A 12,328-nucleotide genomic window follows, 5' to 3' on the forward strand; every position below is an offset into this window, starting at 1 on the left:
TAGATCGCTAACCCTATCCGATTGGCAAGGCGGGACATGACCAAAGACAACCCTGCGGGGCAGACCGAAACACCGGCGCCCAGCACCAGAACGCGCGACCCGGAGCGCACGCGGCAGGATATCCTCAACGCCGCCGCTGATGAATTTGCCAAGTACGGGCTGTCCGGCGCGCGGGTCGATGCGATCGCGGCGCGGACCTCCACTACCAAGCGGATGATCTATTATTATTTCGAGAGCAAGGAAGGGCTCTATACCGCGGTGCTGGAGCGCGCCTATGCCGGCATCCGCGAGATCGAATCCGGCATGAAGCTCGACAAGCTCGATCCCGAAACCGCCTTGCGCCGGCTGGTTGAATTCAATTTCGATTATCATGACGCGCATCCGGAATTCGTCCGGCTGGTGATGATCGAGAACATCCATAACGGGGCGCATATCCAGGACGCGCCGGATCTGCGCCGCACCAACAGCCCGGCGATCGAGGTGCTGAGCGACATTCTGCAGCGCGGCTACAAAGCGGGGTGTTCAAGCGCCAGATCGAAGCGCGCGAGCTGCACATGATGATCAGCGCGCTGTCATTCTACCGTGTCTCCAACCGCGCCACCTTCGGCACGCTGTTCAGCATCGATTTCGGCGCCCCGCAAACGCGCGAGCGCCATCGCCGCCATATTGCGGATTCCATCCTGCTACTGATGACCAACCCCGGCTGATTCACTCACCGCCAGCCGCCGCGCCATCGCCGCCAGACGGATCGGCGCATTGCTGGCGCCATAGCCTTCATAACCCTGGCGCTCCACCAGCTCGAAGAAAAACCGCCCCTGGAAATGCGGCAGGTAGGCGTGCCAGAACTCACCGCCGGTATCGCGGTCATACAGCACGCCATGCGCCTGCATCCGCCGCAGCTGGTCCGCCTCCAGCCCGAAACGCGCCTGCAGATCCTCATAATAATTCAGCGGAATCGGCACCGGCGCCAGACCGGCCGTGGCGGCCTGCGCCGCGGCCTGCTCCACGTTGCCGACCGCCAGCGCAATGTGATGCACCCCCGCCCCGGCCCCGGCGGCCACAAAGCGCGCGGTTTCGGTGGAGGGGCTCTCCGAGATGTTCAGCGGTATGCGCACGCTGCCGCTGGCGTTTTTCATCGTCCGCGAGCGCACTAGGCCGAAACGGTCGGCATATTCGATGGTCGGCTCCGCCACCAGGTTGAACAAGGTGCGGTAGAACAGGATGAACCGGTCCATGGAGCCCGGATTGAGCGCCTGGGCGACATGATCGATCCGCACCGGCCCGGCCTCCTCCGGCGCCGGGGCGAGGTCGAAATCATCCTGCCACATCTGCCGCGAGGCGGCCGCATCGACCAGATAGAGCAAGGTTCCATCCGGCTCGCGCACGGCGGGAATGCGATGCTCGCCCGGGCCGGTGCGCTCGCTCCAGGTGGGGCAGAGCAGGGCCTGCGCCCGCGCCAGGGTCGCCTGCACGTCATCAACCTGCAGCGCCAGGGCGCAGACCGAGGGCCCGTGCAGCACGAAATGCTCGGAGGCGGCGCTGTCCGGCTCGGCATTGAGCACGATATTCACCCCGCCCAGCCGGTAAAGCTCCACCGCTTTCGAGCGATGCTGTCCCGCCCGGGTGAAGCCCATCGCCTTCAAATAGGCGCCCAGCGCCACGCCGGCGCTGTGATCCACCGCGAATTCGATGAAGGCGACGCCGCCCAGCTCCGGCGGGCGCGGCAGCTGGGTGCGCCCGGCCTGCGCCTCCACCCAGATCAGCGAGCGCAGCCCATCCAGCGCGGTCGGCCGGGTGGGGCCGGCGCGGAAATTATCATTGAAGATTTCCAGGCTGAGCGGCCCCTTATACCCGGCATCCAGCGCCGCGCGGGTAAAGCCGGCGACATCGAAATCGCCCTGGCCAGGGAAATTGCGGTAATGCCGGCTCCAGGAGAGCACATCCAGCGAGAGCTTCGGCGCATCGGCGAGCTGGATGAAAAAGATCTTCTCGCCCGGCACACGCTCGATCCCCGCCAGCGAATCCCCGAGCGAGAGCGTGTGAAAACTATCCAGCGCCAGACCGAGCGCCGGATGGCTGACGCGCTGCACCAGCTCCCACGCCTGGCGCCAGAATTTCACATGCGTTCCCCAGGCCAGCGCTTCATAGGCAATGCGCAGCCCCGCGTGCCGGCATGCTCGGCCAGCTCGGCCAGCTCCGCCGTCAACGCCGCCGGATTGCCCGCCGCATGCGGCTGCACATTGGAGCAGAGCAGCAGCAGATCGGTGCCCAGCTCGGCCATCACATCGAATTTGCGGGCCGCGCGGTCCAGATTGCGCCGGAGCTGCGCCGCGCCCATGCCCTCGAAATCGCGGAAAGGCTGGAACATGAAAATCGCCAGGCCGAGATCCTCGGCCATACGGCGGACATCGCGCGGCGCGCCATCGAAGGCCAGAAGATCCGCCTCGAAGATTTCCACGCCCTCGAACCCGGCCGCCGCGGCTGCCTCCAGCTTGTCCGATAATGTACCAGACAGTGACACGGTGGCGATGGATTTCGGTTGAGTCTGTAATATATTCAAGGCGTACACCCTCCTTACCGGCATTATATATCATCATCCGCGACCCGAGGCGGAAAAAAACTGCTTGAAATGTTCTATTTGGTTAGTTACTAAAAATCCAGCAGAGGCTGGTCATTGGTCGTCACGGCTAGATTAGCGTCTTTTTTCACGCTCTCCTACTCTGGCAGCGTTGCCGACGCTGTTACTCGCTTGGGTCATAACATACATGGTTCATCTCTCCCCGGCCGTCACCGCCATCCGCCCCGCCACATCCAGCGGCCAGACGCTGCTGGGGCTGATCGGCGAGGGCATCGGCCCCTCGCGCACCCCGCGCCTGCACATGCAGGAAGGGCAAGCGCAGGGGCTGAACATCCGCTACGATCTGTTCGATCTGCATGAACGCAATTTGTCGGTCGCGGACCTGCCCCGGCTGCTCGCCGAGATCGAGGCGGCGGGCTATGCCGGGGTCAATGTCACCCATCCCTGCAAGCAGGCGATCATCCCGCTGCTGAGCGAGCTTTCCCCCGATGCGCGGGCGCTGGGGGCGGTCAACACCGTGCTGTTCCGCGATGGCCAGCGCATCGGCCATAATACCGACTGGTCGGGCTTTTCCGAAAGCTTCCGCCGCCGCCTCGGCGATGCCGATATGACCCACGCCGTGCAGATCGGCGCCGGCGGCGCCGGCAGTGCCGTGGCCTACGCGCTGCTGAAGCTGGGCACGAAAAAACTCACCCTGATCGACGCTGACCTGTCCCGCGCCGAGGCCCTGGCCGCGCGCTATGCGCCGCTGTTTCCGGGTGTCGCCATCGAAGCCGCCCTCACCCCGGATGCGCCGCTGCAAACCGCCACCGGTCTGGTCAATTGCACGCCGATGGGCATGGAAGCGCATCCGGGCCTGCCGCTGGCCGCCGAATTGCTGCGCCCCAGCCTGTGGGTGGCGGAGATCGTCTATTTTCCGCTGGAGACCGCTCTGGTGCAAACCGCCCGCGCCCTGGGCTGCCAGGTGAGCGATGGTGGCGGCATGGCGGTGTTCCAGGCCGTTTCCGCCTTCCGCCTGTTCACCGGCCGCGAACCCGATGCCGAACGCATGCTGGCCAGCTTCGCGGGCTGACGCTCGCAAGGCCACGCGAAACCTTTATAAATCGTTCAAATCTAGGGAGTTCATAATGTCCGACATCACCTCAACCGGGGTGCGGGCCGCCGGCGCCACGCGCGTCGGCAAGGTCCGCTTCTTCATGCTGGCGCTGGTCTGCGCCGCTGTGCTGGTGAATTATCTCGACCGCGCCATCCTCGGCATCGCCGCCCCAGCATCCGCAGCGAAATGCATATCGACGCGGCGCTGATGGGCATCGTGTTTTCCGCCTTCTCCTGGAGCTATTTCATCGCCCAGGTGCCGGTGGGGATCATGCTGGACCGCTTCGGCAACCGCATCATCTATTTCCTGGCGCTGACCTTCTGGTCGTTGTTCACGCTGGCGCAGGGCTTTGCCTCGTCGGTGGCGGGATTCATCGGTCTGCGCGTCGGCCTTGGGTTTTCGGAAGCGCCCTGCTTTCCGGCGAACAGCAACATCGTCGGCATGTGGTTTCCGCGCAAGGAGCGCGCGCGGGCCATCGGCGTCTATACCGCGGCGGAATATGTCGGGCTGGGCTTTCTCACGCCGGGGCTGTTCTGGCTGCTGAAAAGCTATGGCTGGCAGTCCCTGTTCATCATCACCGGCCTCGCCGGGCTGCTGGTCGGCGCCGTCTGGATTTTCAAATATCGTGATCCGCAGGAGAGCGATAGCGTCGGCGCGGCGGAGCTCGAGCATATCGCCGCCGGCGGCGGGCTCACCGGCAAGGGCGTCTCCGGTTCCAAATTCAAATGGGCGGATATGGGCGAGATGCTGCGCCACCGCCAGGTCTGGGGGCTGCTGATCGGCCAGTTCGCGGTCTATTCCACCTTCATCTTCTTCCTCACCTGGTTCCCCACCTACCTCGCCACGGCGCGGCATATGGGCTGGATCAAGGTTGGCTTCTTCGCGTCCCTGCCCTACATCGCCGGCTTCTTCGGCATTCTCTTCGCCGGCGTGCTGTCGGACTTCATGCTCGCCCGCGGCGCCAAGCTGGGGCTGGCGCGCAAGCTGCCGGTGATCATGGGGCTGCTCGGCGCCTCCACCATCATCGCCTGCAACTATGTGCAGTCCGATACGCTGGTCATCGCCATCCTCTCCTTCGCCTTCTTCTGCCAGGCGATGTCCTCCTCCGGCTGGTCGGTGCTCTCTGAAATCGCGCCGGTCGGCAAGCTCGGCCTGCTGGGCGGGCTGTTCTCCGCCGCCGCCAATCTCTCCGGCATCGTCATCCCCATCGTCATCGGCTTCATCGTGCAGGATACCGGCTCCTTCGTCGGCGCGCTGGTGTTCGTCGGCCTGGTGGCGTTGGTTGGCGCGCTGGCCTGGATTTTCGGCATCGGCGAGCTGAAGCCGATCGTGCTCGCGCATCGCGACTGATCCGCGCCTATCACAGCAGGGCCGGCCAGCATCTGGCCGGCCCTTTATCATGCGCGCGCCAGCAACCCGCGCATATAATCCAGGCTCTGCGCCATCGCCTGCGCGTCGCTCGTGTAGGCCGGGTCGAGATAATCGATCTCCAGCGCCAGCAGCCCATCATAGCCATGCGCACGCAGGGCCGCGAAAATCGCCGGCAGATCGATCAGCCCCTGCCCGAGCGGCACGCTGGGCCAGAAGGCGAAGCTGCGCGGATCCCCCGCGCGCGCCCTCACATCCTTCACATGCGTCGCTCGCGCATAAGGGGCGAGCTTCAGCGCCGCCTGCAGCGGGTCCTCCAGCATGCGCAAAGTATTCCCGGTATCCAGACAGACACCCAGCCAGGGCGAGCCGATGGTCTCGATCAGCTCCACCAGCTCATCGGCGAGAAAATCGATGTGATTCTCGATCGCCAGTACAACCTCATGCGCCCGCGCCTGGGCCACCGCCTCATGCAGCAAGGGCAGCAGCGCGGCCTTGTGGCGGGACCATTCCGCCGGGCGCGTCAGGCGGCTGCCGCAGCAGATGCGCATCACCCTGGCCCCACGCGCGCCGCGATCTCGATATGATCCCGCAAATCCCGCAACCGTTCCGGCGCACCGCCCGAGCCCAGCCCCGAGAGATGCCCCCAGGCCCAGATCCGCTCCAGCCCCAGCCTGTCCAGTTTGCGCCCCAGCGCATCGGCAACGCGCGCGCTAAATCCCGGCAGAAAGCAGGTTTCGATGGAAACCCCGGCAACGCCGAGCGAGACCGCGCGGTGCAGCGCCTCATCCAGCGTGATGCGCGTGCCAGGATCCTGTTCCAGCCCGGGATAGATCTCGCCGAAATAACGGTGATAACAATAGAAATCGATCGCCGGCTTCATCGCATTGCCTCGCATCCAGAAAAAAACCGCCCTTTTTGCAAAGGGCGGTGGAGATGTTGGTTCAGAGTGTGGCTTTTACCTGCAACCCGAAGGCCCAGGCATTGGGGATATGGGAGTAGGAGAAGGTCCCCGGATCCATCACATATTGGACATTGGGATGGATCTGCAGCCAGGGCGTCGCCTGGAAGCCATAGCCGATTTCAAGCACACCCTCGCCGGTGGACAGGTTGGTCAGCGTCGCGTTCGCGGCTTCCTTCGCATCAACCACGCGCTTGTTCAGGATGGCGCGGACATAGCCGACATCGATGAAATCCTGCGGCCGCGCGGCAAAGGGCCCCTGCGCGATCAACCCGCCCAGCACGGAGCCCTGGAACAGCGCCGTGGAGGGATCGGAATAGGAGACCATGCCGATCGCGATCAGCCCACGCTTCGGCCCGCCGAAGCTCACCAGCATCTGGTTGGCGATGGCATAAAAACCGTAGCGCCCGCTTTGCATATCCGAGGCGTTGGTGACGGAGGCGGCATCGCTGGTGTCGTAATAGGCACCGACCTTATACAGGCCGGGCAGCCCACCGAGATTGACCTTGTAGCCGGCCTCAAGCGGGATCAGCGCGCCAGTGGAACCGGAGGTGCTGACCTTCAGCCCGTTATTCTTCTGATAATAGCCCGGATTCACATCATAGATGCCGGTTTCGATGTAGAGCGAAGGTGTCGGCGACAGCTTGATGCGCCCGCCCCATTTGCCGGTCGGGTAATCGGACCAGCCGGAGGAGGCCGGCAGATTCTGCGCATGCGCACAGAAGCCGACATTCATGAAATCGCACCCATCCTCGATGCCGGCGAAATCATTGCCCATCGGATAGAAGCCGGCTTTCGTCTGCACGAGCCCGTGCGCGAAATTCTGCGTATAGGAGAGTTCGGTGACGCGCAGCGTCTCGCCGGCCCCATAGACTTCCTGCACGGCGAGCCTGTTGCCGATGAAATCCGAACTCACCGAGCGGCCCTGGCGCTGGTTGAAGCCAACACTCAACGTGCCGCCCTCAAGCCCAAACAGCTTGCCCATATCGGCATCCACGCCGATGCCCAGCTGCTGCGCATAGCCATTGCCGGTGCGCTTACCGCCGGACACCGCATCGGCGAAATTACCGTCATAGAAACCCTTGAAGGTCAGCCCGGCTTCTTTCAGCCGGGTGCGGCCGCCATTCCAGTCGCCGGTCATGGTCTTGCGGGTGAGCAGGCTGTTGAGGAAACTATCCTGCGTCATGGTTTGGGCATGCGCCGCCACGGCGAAGCTCAAGCTCGCCACCCCGCTCAGAATGGCCTGCCGCAAATATGTCGTCTTCATAAAACCTCCTGTTATTGGATTATAGAGGGACGAGTCCCACCTTCCGGATGCGTTGCCCGCATCCGGTCTCGCCAAAACATGCTCAGCGCTGACGGGTGTGAACCCGCCTCGCGCTAAGCGGCTTCGGGATTCACCACGCCGAGCAGTTTTGCCTGCAAGGCTTCGTCGGCGGCCAGTGCCTGCGCCGTGCCCTCATACGCCACCTCGCCATTCACCAGCACCACCGCACGATCCACGATCGAGAGCACCGATTCCGCATGATGCTCGACGATGATCAGGCTGGCTTTGCGGCGCAGCTTCACCACCGCCTCCATCACCTCCTTGACGACCGCGGGCGCTAGCCCTTCAAACGGCTCGTCAAGCAGAATGACGCGGCTCGGCACCATCAGCGCGCGCGCCACCGCCACCATCTGCCGCTCGCCACCGGAGAGCGACGAGGCGCGCGATTTCGCCAGGATCTGCAATTTCGGAAACAGCGCGTAGACCTCATGGAGCGTGGCGCCGCCCGGGCGCGTCGCCAGGCGCAGATTCTCCAGCACGGTGAGGTTGGGAAACAGCCTGCGCCCTTCCGGCACCAGCGAAATGCCGCGCCGGTTGATCTCAAAAGGCTTGCGGCCGGTGATCGCCTGACCATCCAGCAGCACCTCGCCGCCGGAAATCTCCACAGCGCCCATCAGGCTTTTCAGCGTCGTGGTCTTGCCCACGCCGTTGCGCCCCAGAATCGCCAGCGCCTCGCCTTCGCGCAGGGTGAAGCTGACCTTGTCGATCACCACGCTCCCCGCATAGCCGGCGGTGAGGGCCTTCACCTCCAGAACCGGCTTGCCGGGCGCGCTCGGCTCCCGCGCGTGCACCTCCTGCGCCGCCTCCCGCTCAGCCCCGAGATAGGCGCTGATCACCGCCGGGTTCGCCGCCACATCCGCCGGCTTGCCATCGGCGATCAAGGCGCCCTGGTGCAGAACCGTGATGCGATCAGACAATGTCAGCACCCGGTCCATGTCATGCTCGATCAGCAGCACAGCATGCGCTTCCGCCAGACGCCGGATCAGCGCGCCCACCACCTGCCGGTCCGCCTGCGCCAACCCGGCCAGGGGCTCATCCAGCAACAGCAAATTTGCATCCGTTGCCAAGGAAATCGCGATTTCGAGCAGGCGCTGTTCGCCATGCGAGAGATTGACGCATTGCTCCGCCGCCCGCTGCTCCAGCCCCACCGCCGCCAGCAGCGTCCAGGTGCGCGCATTCACCTGGTCCATCCGGTAGGCATCGACGAGCAGCTGCGCAAAACGCGGCTTGTGACGGCGCTGCACGGCGATGCGTACATTCTCGAACGCCGTCAGATTCTTGAACACGCTGACAATCTGAAATGACCGGCTGAGCCCCAGCCGCACCCGCTGATAGGGCTTCAACCGGGTGATATCGCGCCCGGCCAGGCTGATGCGCCCCTCCGTCGGTTGCAGCAGGCCGGTGAGCAGATTGAAAAACGTCGTCTTGCCGGCGCCGTTCGGGCCGATGAAGCTGTGCAGCTGGCAGGGCATCACGTCGAGATCGATATTGCGCGCCGTATAGAGCGAGCCAAACCGGTTGGTGAGGTTGCGCACCGTCAGCACCGGCTGGCTCAGATCCATCTGCTTCACCCGCGGCTGGTAGGGCGCGATCACATCCGGGCGGTTGGGGATGGCGTTGCGGGTCAGCGTCCAGCTCTGCCGGCCCAGCAGACGCTGCGCCAGACCTTGAATGCCTTCCGGCGAGGCCAACGCGAAGCCCATGATGATCGGCGCGAAAATCAGCCACCAATTGGCGGTGAACAGCGAAAGCCGGTCCTGCAAGGTGACGAATGCGATCGCCCCCCAGAGCGGCCCGAGAAATTGATGCACCCCGCCCAGCACCGTCATCAGCAGCGCATCGCCCGCATGTTCCCAGCCGAGATTATCCGCGTAGGCGCCCTGCAGCAGCAGCGCCAGCAGGCCGCCGGCCAGCCCCACCACCGCGCCGCACAGGCAGAAGGCGGCAAGTTTCAGATGCGCGGTATTATAGCCCAGGCAGGACATGCGCTGCTCATTGTCGCGCAGCGCCTGCAAGGCCCGCCCGAACGGCGCATGCGCGAGCCGCCACAGCCCCCAGGCCACGGCCACCGCGACCCCGGCGGTGAACATATAAAGCCGCAGCGGCGTGGTAAGCATGCTCAGCGAAACGCCCTGCAAGCCGTTCTCACCGCCTGTCAGCGCCGTCCATTTGAACGCCACCTCGAAGGCGATCTGCGAGGCCGCCAGCGTCAGCAGCGAAAAATATAGCCCACGCCGGCGTAGAATCAAAAGCCCCAGCAGCAGCGCCAGCAGCAGAGAGCCCAGCACCGCAACACCCAGCGCCACAACCTCATTGCCCCCGTGCGCAGCATGAAGATCGCGACGAAGTAGGTGGAGCAGCCAAAGAACACGGAGGCGCCGAACGGCACCAGCCCGGTATAGCCCACCAGCATGTTCACGCCGAGCCCGTAGAGAACATAGATCACGATCTCGGTCAGCTTGCTCAGCGGCATGCCCAGGCTGGGTGCCGCGATGCCCAGCACCACCAGCACCGCGCTCAGAATCAAAACAGGATGTTTCATCGCGGCGTTCATTCAAAACGCTCCCATTGCTCGCCGAACAGACCGCGCGGACGCAGCAGCAGCACAATCGCCATCAGCACGTACATCGCCGCGGTCGAAGCATCCGGCATGAATTGAATGGTCAAGGCCTGCACCAGCCCTACCGCCAGCCCGGCGACGATGGCCCCGGCATAGGAGCCGAGCCCGCCGATCGTCACCACCACGAAGGCCGGCATGATCGCATCGGTGCCCATCGTCGGCGCCACCGTCCAGATCGGCGCGGCCAGCAAACCCGCAATCGCCGCCAGCAAACATCCCAACCCGAAGGTGCCGGTGAGCACGTGCGGCAGATTGATGCCGAGCAGCTGCACCATCTGCGGATCACGCGAGCCGGCGCGTAGCACCCGACCGAACGGGGTGAAATTCATGAACGCCCAGAAGGCCAGCAAAATCACCACCGCGCAGACCATGATCGCGATGCGATAGCTGGCGATGATGAACGGCCCAGCGATGATCACGCCATTCAGCCAGCCCGGCGCGTTGAAAGGCTGCCCCTGCGCGCCCCACACCGCGCGAATGACCGCCTGCGCCAGCAATGCCAGCGCGAAGGTGACGATCAGACTCACCAGCGGCTCCTTGTCGTAGAGCCTGCGGATCAACAGAACTTCCGTGATCATGCCGATGACGCAGACAATCGCCAGCGCCAAGGGCACGCCCCACCAGCCCATCAGATTGAACAAAGTGAGCGAAAAATACGCGCCCAGGGCAAAGAACACGCCATGCGCGAAATTGACGATTCCGAGCAATCCAAAAATGATCGACAGCCCGAGGGCGATAAGAACGTACAGAAACCCCAATGCGAGGCCGTTTCCGGCCTGCATGATCATCATATCGAGCATGGCGCCAGCTCCTCGGCTTTAAAGCGGCGTCATGTGGCAGGCGCTGTCGGCCGCGGTGCCGAAGGCCTTTTGCGCCGCCGCGTCGGAATCCGGAATCGACCGCAGAACATCGAAATAATCGTAATCGTCGGGGATGTTCTTTTTCACCCCGACAACCAGGAAGCGATGCACCAGCTGGTTGTTCCATTTGTCGAAATGCACGGTGATGCCGCCATCCTGCTCCTGCCAGTTCTGCAGGGCATGGACGATCGCGTCAGGGTCGGTGGAGCCGGCCTTGTTGATCGCCTCGAACATGATCTTCGCCGAATACCAGCCCATCCAGGCTTTGTCGGCGGCGGGCTTGCCGTATTTCTTCTGGAAGGCGGCGGCGAAGGCCTTGTCGGAGGGGAGTTGTTCGGGTCCTTGTAATACCACAGGGTCGTGTAGGTGCCCGCGACATTCTCCTTACCCACGGCCCAGAGATCGGTATCGCCGACCGCGATTTCCGTGAACGGGATCTTGTCCGCCAGGCCGAACTGCTTCCATTGTTTCAGGAAGTTCGACAGATCCGCCGAAGTCAACCCGCCAATGACCAGATCCGGCTTCGCCTCACGGATTTTCAGAATATAGGAGCTGAAATCGCTGCTGCCCATCGGCACCGAATCGTCGCCGACGACCGTCCCGCCGATGCCCTTCAGAAGCGTCTTGAAGGAGGCCGCGATATCCTGCCCGAATGCGTAGGCGGAGGTCAGGAAGTACCAGCGTTTGCCGATGCTTTGCAGGTAAGGCAGCATCGCCGCCGCCTGCACCGGCACCGGCGGCTGCAGCCGGAATGTGTAGGGATTGCATTTCGCGCCGGTGATCTCCTCCGCCGCGGCGTTATTGATCATGAAGGGGATCTTATGCTGCCCCGCAACAGCTTCCTCCGCCAGCGCGTTGGAGCTCAGCGACCCACCCAGCAGTGCCACGACATTGTTTTGCTGGATCAGCTGCAACGCATTTTGCGCCGCACCCTGGGCGGAAGGTTCGTCCACCCACACAATCTCCGCCGGCTGGCCCAGCAGCTGGTTGTTCATCTGCTCCAGCGCCAGGAATGTACCACGCTGCAGATATTCCGCCTGCACCGCAATGGAGCCTTCCTTCGCCTGCAACAGGCCAATGCGGATCGGCGCGGCGGCGCGCGCGATATGCGGCATCGCCAGCGCGCAGCCCGTCGCAACCCCGGCGGCGGCACCCAGCAGGCGGCGGCGGCCCGTGGTGAAAACAGGCTGAATCTGGTCTTGGTCCATGGTTCCCTCGCTTGATTTTATTGCTTTATGGTTTGTACTAAATTGTCTTTGGTCAGCGGATGATCGGGCTTTTAACCCGATTTATGTAACATCTGTTTAGTTATTTTTAAGCGCGCTCCCTTGGCGTTGATTGCTTATTGTTTAACCCTTCCTCGCCCGTATCACAGGAGGGAACCAGATTACAACAGAGAATTTTGCCTCCCCCGGTTTCAGCGTTCGTGATCATCGATAAATTGGAATTGTATTCCAGATTATAATCTGATACTAGACCCTTCAATAATTAAACGTCGGGTTCATTGCAGGGCGGATC

General features: G+C 63.3%; 11 protein-coding genes and 4 pseudogenes. 4 read left to right on the forward strand and 11 right to left on the reverse strand.

Features of this window, described 5'->3' with window-relative positions:
- Positions 1 to 36: 36 nt before the first annotated feature.
- Positions 37 to 707: pseudogene (locus GT370_RS14825) on the forward strand (TetR family transcriptional regulator).
- Here the strand turns inward: GT370_RS14825 and GT370_RS21590 are convergent.
- Together GT370_RS21590 and GT370_RS21595 are read right to left on the reverse strand one after the other, a co-directional pair.
- The gene (locus GT370_RS21590; RefSeq protein ID WP_442865544.1) at positions 684 to 1,328 is read right to left on the reverse strand and encodes a VOC family protein; all 645 of its coding nucleotides are present in this window, start codon (positions 1,326 to 1,328) and stop codon (positions 684 to 686) included. The pseudogene GT370_RS14825 and the gene GT370_RS21590 overlap by 24 nt on opposite strands.
- A 66-nt stretch (positions 1,329 to 1,394) precedes the next feature.
- Positions 1,395 to 2,584 (reverse strand): annotated as a pseudogene (locus GT370_RS21595) (TIM barrel protein); the annotation flags it as partial.
- A 181-nt stretch (positions 2,585 to 2,765) separates the two neighbouring features.
- Between GT370_RS21595 and GT370_RS14840 the strand changes: the two are divergent.
- Genes GT370_RS14840 through GT370_RS14850 form a run of 3 tightly spaced genes read left to right on the forward strand, consistent with a single transcriptional unit; the run spans position 2,766 to position 5,024 of the window.
- Positions 2,766 to 3,650, forward strand: a complete 885-nt coding sequence (locus tag GT370_RS14840) for a shikimate dehydrogenase (protein WP_008493847.1) — start codon at positions 2,766 to 2,768, stop codon at positions 3,648 to 3,650.
- Between the two features lie 55 nt (positions 3,651 to 3,705).
- Complete coding sequence (locus GT370_RS14845) at positions 3,706 to 3,882, forward strand: hypothetical protein (RefSeq protein ID WP_270183305.1); 177 nt, start codon at positions 3,706 to 3,708, stop codon at positions 3,880 to 3,882.
- Positions 3,861 to 5,024, forward strand: a complete 1,164-nt coding sequence (locus GT370_RS14850; protein ID WP_270183306.1) for an MFS transporter — start codon at positions 3,861 to 3,863, stop codon at positions 5,022 to 5,024. Before GT370_RS14845 ends, GT370_RS14850 begins: the two co-directional genes overlap by 22 nt.
- Before the next feature lie 47 nt (positions 5,025 to 5,071).
- Here GT370_RS14850 and GT370_RS14855 read toward each other — a convergent pair whose 3' ends face one another.
- The 9 genes and pseudogenes from GT370_RS14855 to GT370_RS14890 all read right to left on the reverse strand — a co-directional run.
- Entirely contained in the window at positions 5,072 to 5,593 is a 522-nt protein-coding gene (locus tag GT370_RS14855; protein ID WP_270183307.1) for a sugar phosphate isomerase/epimerase family protein, read from the reverse strand.
- Entirely contained in the window at positions 5,593 to 5,925 is a 333-nt protein-coding gene (locus tag GT370_RS14860; RefSeq protein WP_270183308.1) for a hypothetical protein, read from the reverse strand. The genes GT370_RS14855 and GT370_RS14860 overlap by 1 nt, the downstream gene beginning before the upstream one ends.
- 61 nt (positions 5,926 to 5,986) lie before the next feature.
- Positions 5,987 to 7,270: a carbohydrate porin gene (locus GT370_RS14865; protein WP_008493844.1), complete on the reverse strand. Its 1,284-nt coding sequence runs from the start codon at positions 7,268 to 7,270 to the stop codon at positions 5,987 to 5,989.
- 113 nt (positions 7,271 to 7,383) lie between these two features.
- The gene (locus tag GT370_RS14870; protein ID WP_270183309.1) at positions 7,384 to 9,636 is read right to left on the reverse strand and encodes a branched-chain amino acid ABC transporter ATP-binding protein/permease; all 2,253 of its coding nucleotides are present in this window, start codon (positions 9,634 to 9,636) and stop codon (positions 7,384 to 7,386) included.
- Positions 9,576 to 9,872, reverse strand: a complete 297-nt coding sequence (locus GT370_RS14875; RefSeq protein ID WP_270183310.1) for an ABC transporter permease subunit — start codon at positions 9,870 to 9,872, stop codon at positions 9,576 to 9,578. The genes GT370_RS14870 and GT370_RS14875 overlap by 61 nt, the downstream gene beginning before the upstream one ends.
- An 8-nt stretch (positions 9,873 to 9,880) precedes the next feature.
- Positions 9,881 to 10,750 carry a branched-chain amino acid ABC transporter permease gene (locus GT370_RS14880; protein ID WP_008493842.1) on the reverse strand — a complete coding sequence of 290 codons (870 nt, stop codon included), beginning with the start codon at positions 10,748 to 10,750 and terminating at the stop codon, positions 9,881 to 9,883.
- A gap of 18 nt (positions 10,751 to 10,768) precedes the next feature.
- A complete protein-coding gene (locus GT370_RS14885; RefSeq protein WP_270183311.1) occupies positions 10,769 to 10,921 on the reverse strand; it encodes a hypothetical protein in 153 nt (50 codons plus the stop codon).
- A gap of 27 nt (positions 10,922 to 10,948) precedes the next feature.
- Positions 10,949 to 11,164: pseudogene (locus GT370_RS21600) on the reverse strand (ABC transporter substrate-binding protein); the annotation flags it as partial.
- A 32-nt stretch (positions 11,165 to 11,196) separates the two neighbouring features.
- Positions 11,197 to 12,018 (reverse strand): annotated as a pseudogene (locus tag GT370_RS14890) (ABC transporter substrate-binding protein); the annotation flags it as partial.
- Between the last annotated feature and the right edge of the window lie 310 nt (positions 12,019 to 12,328).

The sequence above is a fragment of the Acidocella sp. MX-AZ03 genome (genome assembly GCF_027626035.1).
In the GTDB taxonomy this organism is placed as follows: Bacteria; Pseudomonadota; Alphaproteobacteria; order Acetobacterales; family Acetobacteraceae; genus Acidocella; species Acidocella facilis.

Coding starts and splice junctions, on each gene's coding strand:
- GT370_RS21590 (WP_442865544.1), bottom strand. CDS start 1,328: ATGTGGCAGGATGATTTCGACCTCGCCCCGGCGCCGGAGGAGGCCGGG.
- GT370_RS14840 (WP_008493847.1), top strand. CDS start 2,766: ATGGTTCATCTCTCCCCGGCCGTCACCGCCATCCGCCCCGCCACATCC.
- GT370_RS14845 (WP_270183305.1), top strand. CDS start 3,706: ATGTCCGACATCACCTCAACCGGGGTGCGGGCCGCCGGCGCCACGCGC.
- GT370_RS14850 (WP_270183306.1), top strand. CDS start 3,861: ATGCATATCGACGCGGCGCTGATGGGCATCGTGTTTTCCGCCTTCTCC.
- GT370_RS14855 (WP_270183307.1), bottom strand. CDS start 5,593: ATGCGCATCTGCTGCGGCAGCCGCCTGACGCGCCCGGCGGAATGGTCC.
- GT370_RS14860 (WP_270183308.1), bottom strand. CDS start 5,925: ATGAAGCCGGCGATCGATTTCTATTGTTATCACCGTTATTTCGGCGAG.
- GT370_RS14865 (WP_008493844.1), bottom strand. CDS start 7,270: ATGAAGACGACATATTTGCGGCAGGCCATTCTGAGCGGGGTGGCGAGC.
- GT370_RS14875 (WP_270183310.1), bottom strand. CDS start 9,872: ATGAAACATCCTGTTTTGATTCTGAGCGCGGTGCTGGTGGTGCTGGGC.
- GT370_RS14880 (WP_008493842.1), bottom strand. CDS start 10,750: ATGCTCGATATGATGATCATGCAGGCCGGAAACGGCCTCGCATTGGGG.